This window comes from Sphingomonas sp. PAMC 26605, assembly GCF_000241485.1.
GTDB lineage: Bacteria > Pseudomonadota > Alphaproteobacteria > Sphingomonadales > Sphingomonadaceae > Sphingomonas.
Map to the genome: position 1 here is coordinate 421,015 of NZ_JH584241.1, position 17,495 is coordinate 438,509.

Genomic DNA, 17,495 nt, shown 5'->3' on the forward strand with positions numbered 1-17,495 from the left:
AGCGAAGGCCCCGCCCGCCGCGGGCGCAGCCGATCCGGGCGGCAAGGCCTCGCCGAGCGCGGCCGGGCTCGGCAACGAAACCGCTCCGGCGGCGGCGGGCAAAGTCTCGTCCTCGCCGCTCGGCCGTGCGACGGCGGCGCCGGTGGGAAAGTAACGTAACGAAAAAAGCCCCTCCCCTTCAGGGGAGGGGTTGGGAGATGGGGCGTGCCTCGCAGAGACCCGTCCCAGGCGGCATACGTCCCCACCCCAACCCCTCCCCTAAAGGGGAGGGGCTAAAACGGCTTCCGCAGTGCTGAATTTCGCGCGATAGTTTGCGTCGAAACTCCGCGAGGCCGCATGACCGACACGACCAGCATCTTCATCGGCGCAGGCCCCGGCGGTGCAAACCCGCAAGCGCTCGAACTCAAGCGCGCCAATCGCCACGGCCTGATCGCGGGCGCGACCGGCACCGGCAAGACCGTCACCGTCCAGGGCATCATCGAAGGCTTTTCGCGCGCCGGTGTCCCGTGCTTCGTCGCCGACGTGAAGGGCGATCTGTCGGGCCTCGCGATGGCCGGCTCGCCGACTGCCAAGAACCACGACATCTTCGCCGCACGCGCCAAGGAAGTTGGCGACGACAGCTGGGCCTATGCCGACACCCCCGTACAATTCTGGGACCTGTACGGCGAACAGGGCCACCCGATCCGCACCACCATTTCCGAGATGGGCCCGCTGCTGCTGTCGCGGCTGATGGACCTCAACGAAGTCCAGGAAGGCGTGCTGACGATCGCCTTCCACGTCGCCGACAAGGACGGGCTGCTGCTGATCGACCTCGACGATCTGCAGGCGATGCTGGCCGATTGCGCGGGGCGCGCCGACGAGCTCACCATGACCTATGGCAATGTCTCGAAGCAGTCGATCGGGACGATCCAGCGCGCTTTGCTCCAGCTGCGCAGCCAGGGCGGCGAGCATTTCTTCGGCGAGCCCGCGCTCGATCTCGACGATTTCATCGGGGTCGACGAGAAGGGCAGGGGCATCGTCAACGTGCTCGCCGCCGACAAGTTGATGGCGAGCCCCAAGCTCTATTCGACCTTCCTGCTGTGGCTGATGAGCGAGCTGTTCGAACATCTCCCGGAGGTGGGCGATCCCGATAAGCCTGTGCTCTGCTTCTTCTTCGACGAAGCGCACCTGCTGTTCGACGCCGCGCCGAAAGCGCTACTCGAGAAGATCGAGCAGGTCGTGCGGCTGATCCGGTCGAAGGGCGTCGGCATCTATTTCATCACGCAGAACCCGATCGATATTCCCGATACGGTCGCGGGGCAGCTCGGCAACCGCGTCCAGCACGCGCTGCGTGCCTTCACCCCGCGCGACCAGGCGGCGGTGAAGTCGGCGGCGACGACCTTCCGCGCCAATCCCGGCGTCGATGTCGAGACCGCGATCACCGAGTTGAAGGTCGGCGAGGCGCTCGTCTCGCTGCTGCTGCCCGACGGATCGCCCTCGCCCGTCCAGCGCACGCTGATCGCGCCGCCCGCGTCGCGCGTCGGGCCGGTCACCCCGGTCGAGCGCGGGGTGATGATCTCGACCGATCCGGTCGGCAACAAATACGACACGCTGGTCGATCGCCAGTCGGCCGAGGAAATGCTCGGCGCCAAGGCGCAGGAGGCTGCCGCGGCGGCGGCCGAAGCCAAGGCGAAGACCGAGGGCGACAAGGCGGCTGCGGCGCAGGCCAAAGCCGACGCGGTCGCCGCCAAGGAGGCCGAGCGTCAGCGGATCGCCGCGCAGCGCGAGGCCGATCGTCAGGCGCGGCTGCAGGCGCAACAGGCCGCGGCGGAAGCTAAGGCCGCAGCCAACTCGCCGTGGAACCGCGCGATCACCTCGGCGACGCGCTCGGCGAGTTCGGCGGTCGGGCGTCAGGTCGCCAACGAAGTCTCGAAGGCGGTGTTCGGCTCCTCGCGGGGTGCCGCGGGCGGAATCGTCGGCAGCCTCGTTCGCGGCGTGCTCGGCGGGCTGTTCAAGGGGCGGTGAAGCTCTGACGCTTCACCGTGCTGGTTGCACCCCGGCGAAGGCCGGGGCCCAGAAGCGAGACGCTGATGGGGAAGCGCCGCGCGCGATCACGCTGACCTGCGCGACTGGGCCCCGGCCTTCGCCGGGGTGCGGCCGCGGTTATGCGATGACGCCCGCCGCCGCCAATGCGTCGAGCGCGTCCTCGGACAGCCCCAGAGCCTCCACCAGCGCTTCGCGCGTGTCCGCCCCGGCGCGCGGCGGCGCGCGATCATAGCTTGCGGGGGTCTCCGACAGCTTTGCCGGGAAGCCGACGACTTGCAACGGCGTGCCATCCGCGCGCGCCATAGCCTGAACGCTCTCCCGGTGGGCAACTTGCGGATCGGCGAAGATCTCAGGCAGCCCGGCGACCTTGCCCGCAGGGAGCTTCGCCGCCTCCATCGCCGCGACAAGATCATCCGATCCCCACTGCGCCACCGCAGGGGCGAGATGCGCGTGGAGCGCCGCACGATGCTCGCTGCGCAACGCCACGCTGGCAAAGCGCGGATCGTCGCCCAGATCGCGCAAGCCCAGCACGCGCAGGAAATCGCGGAACTGCCGGTCGTTCCCCAAAGCGACGACGATCGCGCCATCGGCGGTCTCGTAATCGCGATACGGCACGATATTGGGGTGATCGTTGCCACGCCGCACCGGCACCGTCCCGCCATTGAGCCAGTTCGACGCCTGGTTCGACAGCATCGCCAGCTGCGTGTCGAGCAGCGCGCAATCGACATGCTGGCCCCGCCCGGTCGCGTCGCGGTGACGCAGGGCGGCGAGGATCGCGACGGTCGCATAGGTGCCGGTGAACAGATCGACGATCGGCACGCCGACCTTCATCGGCGGCCCGTCGGCCTCGCCGGTGACGCTCATCAGCCCGCCCATCGCCTGGATCAGGAAGTCGTACCCGCCTTTGTCCTTGTACGGCCCGTCCTGCCCGAAGCCGGTGATCGAGCAATAGACCAATCGCGGATTGATCGCGGCGAGGCTTGCATAATCGAGCCCGTATTTGGCGAGCCCGCCGACGCGAAAATTCTCGACCAGTACGTCGCTCTGCGCCGCGAGCCGGCGGATCAGGTCGGCGCCCGCGGGCTGCGCGAGATCGATCGCGAGCGAGCGCTTGTTGCGATTGGCGCAGAGATAATAGGCCGAATCACCCGAATTATCGGCCAGCGCCGGCGGCCCCCAGCGGCGCGTATCGTCGCCTTGCCCGGGCTGCTCGATCTTGAGCACCTCGGCCCCGAGATCGCCGAGCATCTGCGTCGCCCACGGCCCCGCGAGCACGCGCGACAGATCGAGCACCTTGACCCCGGCGAGCGCGCCGCGCGTCTCAGGCATCGTCACGTGTCAGCCGAGCGAGCACGACGCCTTCCTGCGTCTGTCCGCCCACTTCGACGTTGAGTTCGGCGACAGTGCCGTCGAACGGCGCGGTCAGGCTGTGCTCCATCTTCATCGCCTCGAGCGTGACGAGCTTCTGGCCCTTCACGACGCTGTCGCCCGCCGCGACATCGACCGCGATGATCCGGCCCGGCATCGGCGAGAGGATCGCGCCGTCAGCGGCAGCCCCCGTCGCGGTGCCGCGTGGTTGATACAGCCGATAGCTACGCCCTTCGCCGAGGAAGAAGCTGACGACTTCGTCCTGCGGCGGGCCGTCGTCGATCATCAGGTCGCCGACGACATGCACATCGCCCGCATCGTCAACGATCCGCACCTCGGACCGCGCCGTCGCATTGAGCCGAAGACCGATCGCATCGTCCCACACGCCGCGCATCGGACGCGCCGCAAGCGCCGCAGCGGCGTCGCGCAAATGCGTCGGCTGCGGTGCGGGTGGCACCGTCAGCGCGTCGCCACGCCGCTCGATCAACCCGGTGTCGATCGTCCCCGCGCCGAAGTCCGCATCCTGGCAAATCCGCGCGAGGAAACCGGCATTGGTTCGCACAGGCCAGACCTCGACATCGCTCGTCGCGTCCCACAAGGCCGCGGTCGCTGCCGACCGATCTTCGGCATGGACGATGATCTTGGCGATCATCGGATCGTAGAAGGGCGAGACCTCGCCCGCTTCCTCGACCCCGGTCTCGATCCGCGCGAAACGCGGCAGGCGCAGATGCTCGAGCGTGCCGGTCGAGGGCAGGAAGCCGCTCGCCGGGTTCTCCGCATACAGCCGCGCCTCCATCGCCCAGCCGTTGATGCTCAACTCCTCCTGCCGCTTCGGCAACGCCTCCCCGCTCGCAACGCGCAGCTGCCACTCGACCAGATCGGCCCCGGTGATCTCCTCGGTCACCGGATGTTCGACCTGGAGCCGCGTGTTCATTTCCATGAACCAGATGCGGTCGGCGCGCAGGCCCTCGCTCGCGTCGGCGATGAACTCGATCGTCCCCGCGCCGACATAGTCGACCGCCTTGGCCGCCTTGACCGCTGCGGCGCAGATCGCTTCCCGCGTCGCGGCGTCCATCCCCGGCGCGGGGGCTTCCTCGATCACCTTCTGGTGGCGGCGCTGGAGCGAGCAGTCGCGCTCGAACAGATGGACGACATTGCCGTGGCTGTCGCCGAACACCTGCACCTCGATGTGGCGCGGCGAGAGGATGTATTTCTCGATCAGCACGTCGGTGTTGCCGAACGACGACGCCGCCTCGCGCTGGCACGAAACGAGCGCATCGGCAAAGGCGGCAGGATCGTCGACGCGCCGCATCCCCTTGCCGCCACCGCCCGCGACCGCCTTGATCAGCACCGGATAGCCGACCGCCGCCGCTTCCGCCGCCAGCCGCTCGGGCGACTGGTCCGCGCCGAGATAGCCCGGCGTCACCGGCACGCCCGCCGCGATCATCCGCTCCTTGGCGGCATCCTTGAGCCCCATCGCGCGGATGCTGTCGGGATTGGGACCGACCCAGACGATCCCGGCGTCGATCACGTCTTGCGCGAAGTCGGCATTTTCCGAGAGGAAGCCATAGCCCGGATGGATCGCCTCGGCGCCGCTCGCCTTGGCCGCGGCGATGATCTTGTCGCCGACCAGATAGCTTTCGCGCGCTGGCGACGCGCCGATATGCACCGCCTCGTCGGCCTGCCGAACATGCAGCGCCCCCGAATCGGCATCCGAATAGACCGCGATCGTCCGCACCCCCATCGCCTTGGCGGTGCGGATGATGCGGCAGGCGATCTCGCCGCGATTGGCGATGAGCAGAGACTGGATCATGCGTGTCTATCCGTCGCCCCGGCGCAGGCCGGGGCCGTTACGATGAGAGAAGCGCCGCGCGCACATGCGCAGCGGCCCCGGCCTGCGCCGGGGCGACGGGGGTAGGTCATCCCGCGCACCCCGTCGTGCGCGACGACCAGGTCACATTCTGGATCTTCCAGCTGCCGCCCTCGCGCACCAGGTCGAAATGGTCGTAGCCGCAATGGTGGAGCGTGCCGTCGATGCGGAAGGTGTAGGGGCTCCACACCATCGCGATGTCGCCATCGATCTCGACCGCAGCGTCGGAGAGCCGCTCGTCATAGCGCTCGGGCCCGGGGGCGAAGCGCGCAAGCAACTGCTCGCGGCTCGAATGCGTGATCTTGCGCGTGCCGTCGCCCTGCTCGGCGACCGCCGTCGCCGTGGCATCGCTGCGCAGCGCCTGGCCGATCGCGGCCGCGTCGCGCGCGGCGATGCCGGCGAGCAGCGCGGTGACCGGCGCCATCACCTGCGCCTCCTCGGTGCCGGGGGGCGGCAGGCCGGTGCCCTTGACGATCGGCTGGACCGGGGTGGTCTGCGACGACATCTGCGCTGCGAGCAGGAGGGCGAAGATCAGGGGCATAAGGCTTCCTAATATCCTCCCCGGCACGGGGAGGGGGACCATGAGCATTCAGCGAATGGTGGAGGGGGCGCGCCGCGAGCGCAACGCGTGTTGCGGTCCCCCTCCACCACCAGCCTGAAGGAGGCTGGTGTGCGAGCGAGAATGTGTCCCCCGGACACATTCTTGGCCTGCCGGGGGCAGGCCAAAGCTCGCACACCCCCTCCCCGTGCCGGGGAGGATCGAAGGCCGCCCACTTCCATCACATCCGGAACACGCCGAACGCCGGGCGCTCAGGGATCGGCGCGTTGAGCGTGGCGGCGAACGCCAGGCCGAGCACGTCGCGCGTCTGCGCGGGGTCGATGATGCCGTCGTCCCACAGCCGCGCGGTGGCGTACCAGGGGTTGCCCTCGTCCTCGTATTTCTGGCGGATCGGGGCCTTGAAGGCCTCGGCCTCATCGTCCGACCAACCGTCGGCGTCGCGGTGGACCGTCGCCAGCACCGACGCGGCCTGTTCGCCGCCCATCACCGAGATGCGGCTGTTGGGCCAGGAAAAGAGAAAGCGCGGTGAATACGCCCGCCCGCACATGCCGTAATTGCCCGCGCCGAAGCTGCCGCCGATCAGCACGGTGATCTTCGGAACGGTCGCGGTCGCCACCGCGGTGACGAGCTTGGCGCCGTGCTTGGCAATCCCCTCGGCCTCGTACTTGCCGCCGACCATGAAGCCCGAGATGTTCTGCAGGAACAGCAACGGGATCCGCCGCTGGCACGCCAGTTCTATGAAATGCGCGCCCTTCTGTGCGCTCTCCGAGAACAGCACGCCGTTATTGGCGAGAATCGCGACCGGGATGCCCCAGATATGCGCGAACCCGCAAACCAGCGACGTGCCGTACAACGCCTTGAACTCGTGGAACTCCGACCCGTCGACCAGCCGCGCGATGATCTCATGCACGTCGTACGGAGCCCGCACATCGCTCGGAACGATTCCGTACAGCTCCTCGGCGTCGAACTTCGGCGGTCGCGGCTCCTCCAGATTGACGTCGCCGCCGCGCTGCGGCTGCAGCGTCGAGACGATATCGCGCACGATCGTCAGCGCATGCTCGTCATTCTCGGCAACATGGTCGACCACGCCCGAACGCCGCCCGTGCGTATCCGCCCCGCCCAGCTCCTCGGCCGAGATCACCTCGCCCGTCGCCGCCTTTACCAAGGGCGGTCCGGCAAGGAAGATCGTGCCTTGTCCGCGCACGATGATCGTCTCGTCGGACATGGCGGGGACATAGGCGCCGCCCGCGGTGCACGACCCCATCACGCAGGCGATCTGCGGGATGCCCTTCGCGCTCATGGTCGCCTGGTTGAAGAAGATCCGCCCGAAATGGTCGCGGTCGGGGAAGACCTCGGCCTGATGCGGCAGGTTCGCGCCGCCCGAATCGACGAGGTAGATGCACGGCAGCATGTTCGCCTCGGCAATCTCCTGCGCGCGCAGATGCTTCTTGACGGTCAGCGGGTAGTACGTCCCGCCCTTCACCGTCGCGTCGTTGCACACGATCATGCACTGCCGCCCCGACACGCGCCCGATCCCCGCGATCACGCCGGCGCCCGGCACCTCATCGTCATACAGCCCGTTGGCCACCAGCTGCCCGATCTCGAGAAACGGCGAACCCGGATCGAGCAACCGCTCGACGCGCTCGCGCGGGAGCAGCTTGCCGCGTGCGGTATGGCGCTCGCGGCTCTTCTCGGTCCCGCCGAGTGCGGCCTGCGCGACATCGGCGCGCAGCCGCTCGACCAGAGCGCGGTTGTGCGCCGCATTGGCGCGGAAGGTCTCGCCATCGGCGCTGAGCTTGGTATCGAGGACGGGGGCGCTCAAAGCGGGCTTCCTGCTTGCGGTATCCGTTGCATAGGAAACTGCCTAGCGACCCGGGCGCGCGAAGGAAAGCCGATTGGCAGACGCCGTGGAGCGCGTATACCACACGCAAGATAGTTACCGAGGAAACTTGTCCATGAAGCGCTTGCCCCTTCTTTCGATCGCTTTGCTCGCCAGCTCGGCGATCGCCACCGGCGTCGCGGCGCAGCTGGCGGGCACGCAATCGGGCGTCGATCCCGCGCTGATCGACAAGAGCGTCAAGCCGGGCGACAATTTCGACGATTACGCCAACGGCACTTGGCGCAAGACCGCCGAGATCGAACCGGCGCGCTCTTCGACCGGCGTCGGCGTCGAGGTTTCCAAGGTGGCCGAAGCGCGCAACGCGACGATCATCCAGGACGCCGCCAAGGCCAATGCCGCGCCCGGCACCAGCCAGCGCCTGATCGCCGATTATTACGCCGCCTACAATGACACCGCCGCGATCGAAGCGCGCGGCGTCGCGCCGCTGAAAGCGCTCATTGCGCCGTATTACGCGCTGCGCGACAAGGCGGCGCTCGCGAAACTGATGGGCGCGCAGCTGCGTGCGGATACCGATCCGTTCAACCTCAACAATTATGCCAGCACGACCAACCTGTTCGGCCTGTTCGTCTCGCAGGATCTCAATCAGCCGACGCGCAGCACGCCGTATCTGATGCAGGGCGGCCTCGGCCTGCCCGACCGCGACTATTATGTGTCGCAAACCCCGCAGATGGCCGAGCTGCGCGACGGCTACAAAGCGTATCTGACGCAGATGTTCACCCTGGCCGGGCTCGGCGATCCGGCGGCACGCGCCGCGCGCGTCTTCGCGCTCGAGCTGAAGATCGCCGCCGCACAGACCGACATCGAAGCGAGCCAGGACGCGAGCAAGGGCGACAATCCGTGGACCCGCGCCGACTTCGCGCGCAAAGCCCCGGGCCTCGACTGGGCGGCCTATTGGGCGGCGGCGGGCATCCCCGCGGGCCAGCAGGACTTCATCGCCTGGCAGCCCGACGCGATCACCAAGCTCTCGGGACTGGTCGCAAGCGAGCCGCTCGCCGACTGGCAGGACTGGCTGACCGCGCACCGCATCACCGCGGTCGCCTCGGTCCTCCCCAAGGCGTTCGACGATGCGCGCTTCGCCTTCTACGGTAAGCAGCTCAACGGCACGCCCGCGCAACAGACGCGCGACAAGCGCAGCATCGCCGCGGTCAATGCGGCACTCGGCGACGAGGTCGGCCGGCTCTACGCCGCGCGCTATTTCTCGGCGCAGTCGAAGGCCGAGATCCAGACGATGGTTAAGAACATCGTCGGCGCGTTCGACCAGCGCATCCAGAAGCTCGACTGGATGACCCCGGGGACCAAGGCCGAGGCGCGCCGCAAGCTGTCGGTGCTCTATGTCGGCGTCGGCTATCCCGACCATTGGCGCGCCTTCCCCAAGTTCGCGGTCGACGTGAAGGACCCGATCGGCAATCTCGAACGCGCCGATCTCGCGATCTATCGCTACCAGATCGGCAAGCTCGGCAAGGCGCCCGACCGCACCGAATGGTGGATGACGCCGCAGACGGTGAACGCGGTCAACCTGCCACTGCAGAACGCGCTCAACTTCCCCGCGGCGATCCTGCAGGCGCCGTATTTCGACGCGAAATACGATGCCGCGGCGAATTACGGCGCGATCGGCGCGGTGATCGGACACGAGATCAGCCACAGCTTCGACAATCTCGGCGCCGATTTCGATTCGACCGGCAAGTATCGCAACTGGTGGACCCCCGCCGATCTCGCGCGCTTCGAACAGGCCGGCTCGGCGCTGGCGGCGCAATACGATGCCTACGAGGCGCTGCCGGGGCTGCACCTCAAGGGCAAGCAAGAGCTCGGCGAGAACATCGCCGACACCGCGGGCCTCACCGCGGCGTACGAGGCGTATCGCGCGTCGTACGGCGGCAAGGAGCCGCCGGTGATCGACGGGATGACCGGCGACCAGCGCTTCTTCCTGGCGTTCGCGCAGAGCTGGCGGACCAAGATGCGCGACAAGGCGCTGCGCGCACGGATCGCGACCGATGTCCACGCGCCGGCGATGTTCCGCGTGCTTACGGTGCGCAACCTCGACGCCTGGTATCCGGCGTACAAGGTGCAGCCGAGCGACAAGCTTTACCTCGCGCCCGGCGCGCGCGTTCACGTCTGGTGAGACAAGCGGCCCCCGGTGAAAGCCGGGGGCCGTCTTTCGTTGGAAGGGGAGGGGGGCTCCCCCCAGCGCGCTTAGAGCGCCAGCTTCCAGTCCCAGCCGAGTGGATCGCCGTCCATCACCTCGACCCCGGCGGCAGCGAGCTCGTCGCGAATCGCGTCCGACGCCGCGAAATCCTTCGCCGCCCGCGCATCCTTGCGCGCCGCGAGCAGGGCATCGACGCCGCTGTCGTCGAGCGTCGCATCGACCGGCCGCAGCCGCAACGCATCGCGCTTGAGCGTCACCAGCTCGAGCCCGAGCACCGCATCGAAATCCTCGAGCGCGCGCAGCCGCGTCGCCGGCGACAGCCGCTTGTCGGCGAGCATCGCGTCGAGCGCGATCAGCGCGCGCGGGGTGTTGAGATCGTCGCTCACCGCTTCGTCGAGCTGCGCGAGATACGGCTCGGCATCGCCCTTCAGCACATAATCGTCGCGCGCGCGGAGTGCGTCGCGCGCGATCACCAGCCGTTTGAGCCGGGTGAAGGCCGCGGCGAGGTTCTCCCAGGTGAATTCGAGTTCGCTGCGATACTGCGCCTGCAGGCACATCAGGCGATAGGCGAGGGGGTGCACGCCGGCATCGACCAGCGTCTGCAGCCGCAGGAAATCGCCGCTCGACTTCGACATCTTGGCGCCGCGATCGACGAGGAAATTGTTGTGCATCCAGATCCGCGCGCCGCTGTCGTCGCAGCCGCAGAACGCCTGGTTCTGCGCGATCTCGTTGGGGTGGTGGATCTCGCGGTGATCGATCCCGCCGGTATGGATGTCGAACGGGTGGCCGAGATGCTGGCGGCTCATCACCGAGCATTCGAGATGCCAGCCCGGCGCGCCCTTGCCCCAGGGTGAGTCCCATTCCATCTGGCGCTGCTCGCCCGGCGGCGAGCGCCGCCAGATCGCGAAGTCCTGCGGATGGCGCTTGCCCGAGACGGGGTCGATCCGGCTTTCGCCTTCATCGGACACTGCGCGTGCGAGGCTGCCGTAGTTCGGCACGCGCGTCGTGTCGAAATAGAGCCCGCCCTCGATCAGATAGCAGTCCTTTTCGATCGCCTGCGCGAAGGCGATCATCTGCGGGATATGCTCGGTCGCGACGGTCCATTCGGCGGGCGGATCGATGTTGAGCCGAGCGACGTCGTCCTTGAACGCCTGCGTGTAATGCGCCGCGATCTCCCAGATCGACCTGGCTTCCGCCGCCGCCGCCTTCTCCATCTTGTCGTCGCCGGCGTCGGCGTCCGAGGTCAGATGGCCGACATCGGTGATGTTGATCACGTGGCGTGTCGGATAGCCCTTCCAGCGCAGCACGCGGCCCAGCGTGTCGGCGAACAGGAAGGCGCGCATGTTGCCGATATGCTGATAATTGTAGACCGTCGGCCCGCAGGTATAGACGCGCACCAGCGCCGGATCGATCGGGACGAAGCGTTCGAGGCTGCGCGTGAGGCTGTTATAGAGCGTGAGCGGGGTTGCGGTCATCCAGCCCGCTTACAGACCGGGCGCGCCCAAAGTCACGCAAAAGGTGACGGATCGCTTGAAACTTGGGCACCGCGCGTGTAGGGCGCCTGCCTTGCGACGCGGGCCGTGGGTTTGCGGCGGCGCTTTTCTATCGATTCGGAGCTGTTCGGTTTTATGCAAATCATCGTACGCGACAACAATGTCGACCAGGCGCTGCGCGCGCTCAAGAAGAAGTTGCAGCGCGAGGGCGTCTATCGCGAGATGAAGCTGCGCCGGCATTACGAAAAGCCGAGCGAGAAGCGTGCGCGCGAGCGTGCCGCTGCCGTCCGCCGCGCGCGCAAGCTCGAGCGCAAGCGCATGGAACGCGACGGCGCACGGTAAGACGCTCTAGCGGGCCCGAACGCCCGCTTCTGTCTGCCTTTCCGCCTGCCCATTTTCGACCGCCCGCCCGGGAGCCACCATGTCGATCACCGCTGTCCCGCTAAAGCCCGTGAAGCGGGGTATCCTGGTGTATCTGTGGATCGGCGTCGCCGTGGCGGTGGTCGCCGCGATCGCGCTGGCGTTCCAGACGCCGGTCGATCCCACGGCGGGGTTCCTGTCGCACAATGCTCGGGCGGCTGGCGTGAAGACCACGCCGTCGGGTCTGCAATATCAGGTGATGGCGCCGGGCGCCGGCGCATCGCCGACCGACGACGATGTCGCGCTGATCAATTATGAGGGCCGCCTGCTCGACGGCACGGTGTTCGACAAGTCGCAACAGCCGACCCCGATGCCCGTCGCGGGCGTCGTGCCGGGCTTCAGCGAAGCGCTCAAGCTGATGCACAAGGGTGCGAAATATCGCATCTGGCTCAAGCCGAGCCTCGCTTATGCCGACAAGTCGCCCCCGGGCATCCCCGCCAATTCGACGCTCGTCTTCGATGTCGAGATGCTCGAATTCATCCCGATGAGCACCTATCGCCAGATCCAGCAGCAGCAACAGATGCTGCAGCAGCAGGGTGCCGCCGGTGGCCTGCCCCCGGGCGCGGGCGGTCCGCCGACCGGTCGCTGAGATGCGCACCCCCGTGCTCGCCGGTCTGATCGGCGCGATGCTCCTGCCCGCCGTGTCGGTCGACGCCGCGGCGACGAAGAAGCCAGTGCATCGCGTGGTCCCGGCGAAGCCGGCCGCGGCGGTGCCGCCGCTGAGCCCCGCCGACGCCTTCCTCGCCAAGAACGCCAAGCTGCGCGGCGTCGTCACGACGCCGTCGGGGCTGCAATATCGCGTGCTGACCCCCGGCGCCGGTGCGGCCAAGCCGACCGACGCCGACGTCACGCTCGTCAACTATGTCGGCAAGCTGATCGACGGCACCACCTTCGACCAGAGCAAGCAGCCGACGCCGATGCCCGTTTCGGGCGTCGTGCCGGGCTTCAGCGAAGCGTTGAAGCTGATGCCCAAGGGTGCGAAATATCGCGTCTGGATCAAGCCGAGCCTCGGCTATGGCGATCAGGCGACCGGCCCGATCCCGGCTGGCTCGGTGCTGGCGTTCGACATCGAGCTGCTCGATTTCGTCTCGACCGCGCAGTTCGAGCAGATGCAGCAACAGGCGGCCACGCCCGCCGCGCAATAGCTCCGCGGGCAGCTTTTCATGCGCCCGCGCGCGGCGTATCACGCGCGTTAGACCGTTTTGAGATCGAAGGACGTCGATGCCGATCAAACCCTTGCGCAAGGCCGTTTTCCCCGTTGGTGGCCTGGGCACGCGCTTCCTGCCCGCGACCAAGGCGATGCCCAAGGAAATGCTCCCGATCGTCGATCGCCCGCTGATCCAATATGCCGTCGACGAGGCGCTCGAGGCGGGGATCGAGCAGATGATCTTCGTCACCGGGCGCGGCAAGTCGGCGATCGAGGATCATTTCGACATCGCCTACGAGCTCGAGGCGACGATGGCGGCGCGCGGCAAGTCCTTGGACGCGCTCGACCAGACGCGGCTCGCGCCGGGCGCGGTCGCCTATGTCCGACAGCAGGAGCCGATGGGGCTCGGCCATGCGGTGTGGTGCGCGCGCGACATCGTCGGCGACGAGCCGTTCGCGGTGTTGCTCGCCGACGATTTCATGCTCGGCAAGCCCGGCTGCCTCAAGCAGATGGTCGATGCGTACATGCAGGTCGGCGGCAATATGATCTGCGCGCAGGAGGTCCCCGAGGACCAGACGCACATGTACGGCGTGATCACGCCGGGTGTCCGCAACGGTCCGCTGACCGAGGTCAAGGGGCTGGTCGAGAAGCCCGCCAAGGGCACCGCGCCGTCGAACCTGTCGGTGATCGGCCGCTACATCCTCCAGCCCGAGGTGATGCGCGTGCTCGAGAATCAGGGCAAGGGTGCTGGCGGCGAGATCCAGCTGACCGACGCGATGGCGCGGATGATCGGCGACCAGCCGTTCCACGGCCTGACCTTCGACGGCAAGCGCTACGATTGCGGCGACAAGGCCGGCTACGTCACCGCCAACCTCTCGGTCGCGATCGGCCGCGCGGATATCGGCGACACGGTACGCGCCTTCGCGGTCGATCTGTTGCGTTGAGCGGCGCTATTTCGATCCGTTGAACTGCAGCAGCGCGGCGGCGGCGGCCTTGCCCGCCGCACTGTCGCCGCCAAGCGCGACGGCTTGCTGCCAAGCCGCGCGCGCGCCCGCCTCGTCCTTGGCGAACGCCGCGATATTGCCCGCCTCGAGCTGGACCGCGGCGTCGTCGCTGCTGAGCCTAAGCGCCTCGGCGATGTCGTGCTGCGCGCGGACGATCTGGCGCTGGCGCCGCGCGAGCGTCGCCGACAGCAGCCAGGCGAGCGGATCCTCGGGCACCTCGGCGATCGCGCGGTCGAGATCATCGCGCGCGCCGTCGAGATCATTCCCCGCCACCATCGCGCGCGCGCGGTCGAGATGCGCCTCGCCGAGCGGCAGACCGGTCAGCGACCCGCCCGCCAGCGCTGCGTCGAGCGCCGCGCGCGCCTTCGTCGCGTCGCCCGACGCGAGCCAGGCATTCCCCGCCTGCGCCCAGTAATTGACCGAGCGACCGTCGCCGGCCTTCTCCGCCGCGCGCGCGGCGGCGTCGAAGGCGGTCGCGGCGGCGGGCCAGCGCTGCTCGTTGGCATAGGCCATGCCGAGGCACTGCCCGGCGAGGAAGCCGCCACCCGCGAGCTGCCATTGCCCCGCTTCGGCCTCGGCCAGCGTCGGGGTGTTCGTCGCCAGATCGAGGCACTTTTCGTAACGCTGCGACGGCGGCGGCGCGGGCGGGCCGACCGGTGCGGCGGCCTGCGCCAGCAGCAGGGGGGCGAACAGCAAGGGAGTCATAAGGCGGCCATCACACTTTCGAGCGTCGCCTCGAGCAACGCGAGGTCGGCGTCGCGCGACAGGCGGTGGTCGCCCCCCTTCACCAAAGTAAGCTGCACATCGGCTGAACGGAGCTGCTCGACGAGATGGAGCGAGCGGTTGGCGGGGACCTCGGTATCGGCCATGCCGTGGAGCAGCCGCACCGGCACGTCGATCGCGAGCCCTGAGAAGAGCACGCGATTGGCCTCGCCCGATTGCCAGAAGGCGCGGGTATAGACCATCGGCAGATCGGCATAGCGCCCGACCTTCTCGAGCCGCCCCTCTGAAAGAATGGCGAGCTTCTGATCGACGGTGAAGCCCCAGTCGGTGAAATCGGGCGCGGCGGCGATCCCGACCAGCGCGGCGACCTTCTCAGGATGGTCGCGCGCGACGAGCAGCATCAGCCAGCCGCCCATCGACGATCCGACCAGCACCGCCGGCCCGCCCGCGAGCGCATCGAGCATCGCGACGACGTCGTCACGCCACCCGGCGAGCGTCTGCTCCTCGAAATCGCCCTCGCTGCTGCCGCAGCCGCCATAATCGAAGCGCAGATAGGCGCGGCCGGTGCGCTTCGCCCAGGCTTCGAGCGCGAGCGCCTTGCTGCCCTCCATGTCCGAGCCATAGCCCGGCAGGAAGACGATCGTCGGGCCGGTGCCCTCGGTCAGATGATAAGCGAGTGCGGGGCGGGCGGGGGTGGTGGGGAGCGTGTCGGTCATGGGGGCGGGGCTTAGCGGAAGATGCGGGCCGCGCAAATCGCCACCGGCCGCGCCGCTACACGCGTGCCCCCCCGCGCCGCCGACCGTCACCCCAGCGAAAGCCGGGGTCCCGTGGGGGCGAGCGCGCCGCCCGACGATGAGATCCCAGCCTTCGCTGGGATGACGGGGCTGGGTAGGCCCGCCGCGCTTCCCGACCGTCACCCCAGCGAAAGCTGGGGTCTCGTGGAGGCGAGGGCGGCCGCCTGACGATGAGATCCCAGCTTTCGCTGGGATGACGGTTGCGTCTGCAGGTGCGAACCGAACAAATGCGTCGCGCGCTCTGCGGGAAGCGGTCGGCGCGCCATCGCGCTGAGAAGCTACGCCGGGGCGAACGCCGTCGCGCTTCGACCCACCCCGATCCTACGCCGCCATCGCCCGTGCCACCGCCTCCGCCACCTTGATCCCGTCGACCGCCGCCGACAGAATCCCCCCGGCATACCCGGCACCTTCGCCCGCCGGGAACAGCCCCGCGGTGTTGAGGCTCTGGAAATCGTCGCCGCGCGTGATCCGCACCGGCGAGGAGGTGCGCGTCTCGACGCCGGTCAGCACTGCGTCGGGATGGTCGTAGCCGGGGATCTCGCGGCCGAACTGGACGAGCGCCTCGCGCATCGCGGTCACCGCGAACTCGGGCAGGCATTCCGCGAGGTCGGTCATATACACGCCGGGCTTGTACGAAGGGACGACGCTGGCGAGCCTGGTCGAGGCGCGCCCGGCGAGGAAATCGCCGAGCAATTGCGCGGGCGCGGCATAGGTCGATCCGCCTGCGACGAAGGCGCGCGATTCCCAATGGCGCTGTAGCGCGATCCCGGCGAGCGGATCGCCGGGATAATCGCGCGCCGGGTCGATCCCGACGACGAGCCCCGAATTGGCGTTGCGCTCGTTGCGCGAATATTGGCTCATCCCGTTGGTCGCGACGCGGCCTTCCTCCGAGGTCGCCGCCACCACCGTGCCGCCGGGGCACATGCAGAAGCTGTAGGCGGTGCGCCCATTCTTCGCATGATGCGACAGCGCGTAATCGGCGGCGCCGAGGATCGGGTTGCCGGCATTGGGACCGAAGCGCGCATCGTCGATCCACGATTGCGGATGTTCGATGCGGACGCCGAGCGAGAAGGGCTTGGCCTCGAGATAGACGCCCTCGGCATGGAGCATCGCGAAGGTGTCGCGCGCGCTGTGGCCGACCGCGAGCACGACCTGCTCGGCTTCGAGATAGTCGCCGGTGTGAAGGTGGAGCCCGCGCACCTTCCGCGTACCATCCTCACTGGTGGCGACGTCGATTCCGTCGACGCGCGTCTCGAAGCGATATTCGCCGCCGAGCGCCTCGATCGTCGCACGCATGCTCTCGACCATCGTGACCAGGCGGAAGGTGCCGATGTGCGGATGCGCCTCGGTCAGGATCTCGGGCGGCGCGCCCGCCTTGACGAACTCGATCAGCACCTTGCGGTCGAGATGCCGCGGGTCCTTGATCCGGCTGTAGAGCTTGCCGTCGGAAAAGGTCCCCGCGCCGCCCTCGCCGAACTGGACGTTCGATTCGGGGTTGAGCACGCTTTTGCGCCACAGCCCCCAGGTGTCCTTGGTGCGCTCGCGCACCACCTTGCCGCGATCGACGATGATCGGCTTGTAGCCCATCTGCGCGAGGATCAGCCCGGCGAACAGCCCGCATGGGCCGGTGCCGATCACCACCGGGCGGGGGCCTTTGTAATCGGCGGGCGCCTGAGCGACGAACTTGTAGCTCGTGTTCGGGGTCGGCTGGACGTGGCGGTCCTTCTTGAAGCGCGCGAGCACGGGGGCTTCGTTGCGCAGCGTGACGTCGATCGAATAGACGAGCTGGATGTCGCTCTTGATCCGCGCATCGTGCGCGCGGCGCGCGATCGAGAAGCGGACGAGATCGCGTGGCGTGATCCGCAACCGGTTGCGGATCGCGGCGGTCAGTTCCTCGTCGGCATGGTGGAGCGGGAGCTTGAGTTCGGTGATGCGGAGCATCGCGGTGCTGTAGCGGGGAAGGGCGGCTTCGGGAACTGGCGCCCTTAATCCTCCCTCGCGCAGCGGGGGAGGGGGACCGCTCGGCTTCTTCAGCCGAGTGGTGGAGGG

Annotated in this window: 14 protein-coding genes; 6 read left to right on the forward strand and 8 right to left on the reverse strand. The window is 68.2% G+C overall.

Annotation, left to right across the window (positions count from 1 at the left end; translation table 11 throughout):
- Window positions 1–336 precede the first annotated feature (336 nt).
- The gene (locus RH90_RS01870; protein ID WP_010183518.1) at window positions 337–2,004 is read left to right on the forward strand and encodes a helicase HerA-like domain-containing protein; all 1,668 of its coding nucleotides are present in this window, start codon (window positions 337–339) and stop codon (window positions 2,002–2,004) included.
- Window positions 2,005–2,142: 138 nt separating this feature from the next.
- Here the strand turns inward: RH90_RS01870 and RH90_RS01875 are convergent, their stop codons facing one another.
- The 4 genes from RH90_RS01875 to RH90_RS01890 form a co-directional block, all read right to left on the reverse strand.
- On the reverse strand, window positions 2,143–3,354 hold the full coding sequence (locus tag RH90_RS01875; RefSeq protein WP_010183519.1) for a CaiB/BaiF CoA transferase family protein: 1,212 nt from the start codon (window positions 3,352–3,354) through the stop codon (window positions 2,143–2,145).
- Window positions 3,347–5,206 carry an acetyl/propionyl/methylcrotonyl-CoA carboxylase subunit alpha gene (locus tag RH90_RS01880; RefSeq protein WP_010183521.1) on the reverse strand — a complete coding sequence of 620 codons (1,860 nt, stop codon included), beginning with the start codon at window positions 5,204–5,206 and terminating at the stop codon, window positions 3,347–3,349. The genes RH90_RS01875 and RH90_RS01880 overlap by 8 nt, the downstream gene beginning before the upstream one ends.
- Window positions 5,207–5,312: 106 nt before the next feature.
- Complete coding sequence (locus RH90_RS01885) at window positions 5,313–5,804, reverse strand: nuclear transport factor 2 family protein (RefSeq protein ID WP_010183522.1); 492 nt, start codon at window positions 5,802–5,804, stop codon at window positions 5,313–5,315.
- Window positions 5,805–6,042: 238 nt separating this feature from the next.
- On the reverse strand, window positions 6,043–7,644 hold the full coding sequence (locus tag RH90_RS01890) for a carboxyl transferase domain-containing protein (protein ID WP_010183523.1): 1,602 nt from the start codon (window positions 7,642–7,644) through the stop codon (window positions 6,043–6,045).
- 133 nt (window positions 7,645–7,777) lie between these two features.
- Here RH90_RS01890 and RH90_RS01895 point away from each other — a divergent pair, with 133 nt between their 5' ends.
- Window positions 7,778–9,841, forward strand: coding sequence for a M13 family metallopeptidase (locus tag RH90_RS01895; protein ID WP_010183524.1), 2,064 nt, complete (start codon window positions 7,778–7,780; stop codon window positions 9,839–9,841).
- Between the two features lie 71 nt (window positions 9,842–9,912).
- Here the strand turns inward: RH90_RS01895 and cysS are convergent, their stop codons facing one another.
- Window positions 9,913–11,340, reverse strand: a complete 1,428-nt coding sequence (cysS, locus tag RH90_RS01900; protein ID WP_010183525.1) for a cysteine--tRNA ligase — start codon at window positions 11,338–11,340, stop codon at window positions 9,913–9,915.
- A gap of 153 nt (window positions 11,341–11,493) precedes the next feature.
- On the opposite strand from cysS, the gene rpsU reads away from it, so the two are divergent.
- From rpsU to galU, 4 genes are all read left to right on the forward strand, one after another.
- A complete protein-coding gene (rpsU, locus tag RH90_RS01905; RefSeq protein ID WP_010162663.1) occupies window positions 11,494–11,700 on the forward strand; it encodes a 30S ribosomal protein S21 in 207 nt (68 codons plus the stop codon).
- A gap of 79 nt (window positions 11,701–11,779) precedes the next feature.
- Window positions 11,780–12,367 (forward strand): FKBP-type peptidyl-prolyl cis-trans isomerase, encoded by a 588-nt coding sequence (locus RH90_RS01910; protein ID WP_010183526.1) that lies wholly within the window; start codon window positions 11,780–11,782, stop codon window positions 12,365–12,367.
- Between the two features lies 1 nt (window position 12,368).
- Window positions 12,369–12,923, forward strand: a complete 555-nt coding sequence (locus tag RH90_RS01915) for an FKBP-type peptidyl-prolyl cis-trans isomerase (RefSeq protein ID WP_029624964.1) — start codon at window positions 12,369–12,371, stop codon at window positions 12,921–12,923.
- A 76-nt stretch (window positions 12,924–12,999) separates the two neighbouring features.
- Window positions 13,000–13,869 carry a UTP--glucose-1-phosphate uridylyltransferase GalU gene (gene galU, locus RH90_RS01920; RefSeq protein ID WP_010183528.1) on the forward strand — a complete coding sequence of 290 codons (870 nt, stop codon included), beginning with the start codon at window positions 13,000–13,002 and terminating at the stop codon, window positions 13,867–13,869.
- Window positions 13,870–13,875: 6 nt separating this feature from the next.
- Here galU and RH90_RS01925 read toward each other — a convergent pair whose 3' ends face one another.
- From RH90_RS01925 to RH90_RS01935, 3 genes are all read right to left on the reverse strand, one after another.
- A complete protein-coding gene (locus RH90_RS01925) occupies window positions 13,876–14,634 on the reverse strand; it encodes a tetratricopeptide repeat protein (RefSeq protein ID WP_010183529.1) in 759 nt (252 codons plus the stop codon).
- Window positions 14,631–15,368 carry an alpha/beta hydrolase family protein gene (locus tag RH90_RS01930; protein ID WP_010183530.1) on the reverse strand — a complete coding sequence of 246 codons (738 nt, stop codon included), beginning with the start codon at window positions 15,366–15,368 and terminating at the stop codon, window positions 14,631–14,633. The genes RH90_RS01925 and RH90_RS01930 overlap by 4 nt, the downstream gene beginning before the upstream one ends.
- A 399-nt stretch (window positions 15,369–15,767) precedes the next feature.
- Entirely contained in the window at window positions 15,768–17,387 is a 1,620-nt protein-coding gene (locus RH90_RS01935) for an NAD(P)/FAD-dependent oxidoreductase (protein ID WP_010183531.1), read from the reverse strand.
- Between the last annotated feature and the right edge of the window lie 108 nt (window positions 17,388–17,495).

Coding starts and splice junctions, on each gene's coding strand:
- RH90_RS01870 (WP_010183518.1), top strand. CDS start 337: ATGACCGACACGACCAGCATCTTCATCGGCGCAGGCCCCGGCGGTGCA.
- RH90_RS01875 (WP_010183519.1), bottom strand. CDS start 3,354: ATGCCTGAGACGCGCGGCGCGCTCGCCGGGGTCAAGGTGCTCGATCTG.
- RH90_RS01880 (WP_010183521.1), bottom strand. CDS start 5,206: ATGATCCAGTCTCTGCTCATCGCCAATCGCGGCGAGATCGCCTGCCGC.
- RH90_RS01885 (WP_010183522.1), bottom strand. CDS start 5,804: ATGCCCCTGATCTTCGCCCTCCTGCTCGCAGCGCAGATGTCGTCGCAG.
- RH90_RS01895 (WP_010183524.1), top strand. CDS start 7,778: ATGAAGCGCTTGCCCCTTCTTTCGATCGCTTTGCTCGCCAGCTCGGCG.
- cysS (WP_010183525.1), bottom strand. CDS start 11,340: ATGACCGCAACCCCGCTCACGCTCTATAACAGCCTCACGCGCAGCCTC.
- rpsU (WP_010162663.1), top strand. CDS start 11,494: ATGCAAATCATCGTACGCGACAACAATGTCGACCAGGCGCTGCGCGCG.
- RH90_RS01910 (WP_010183526.1), top strand. CDS start 11,780: ATGTCGATCACCGCTGTCCCGCTAAAGCCCGTGAAGCGGGGTATCCTG.
- RH90_RS01915 (WP_029624964.1), top strand. CDS start 12,369: ATGCGCACCCCCGTGCTCGCCGGTCTGATCGGCGCGATGCTCCTGCCC.
- galU (WP_010183528.1), top strand. CDS start 13,000: ATGCCGATCAAACCCTTGCGCAAGGCCGTTTTCCCCGTTGGTGGCCTG.
- RH90_RS01925 (WP_010183529.1), bottom strand. CDS start 14,634: ATGACTCCCTTGCTGTTCGCCCCCCTGCTGCTGGCGCAGGCCGCCGCA.
- RH90_RS01930 (WP_010183530.1), bottom strand. CDS start 15,368: ATGACCGACACGCTCCCCACCACCCCCGCCCGCCCCGCACTCGCTTAT.
- RH90_RS01935 (WP_010183531.1), bottom strand. CDS start 17,387: ATGCTCCGCATCACCGAACTCAAGCTCCCGCTCCACCATGCCGACGAG.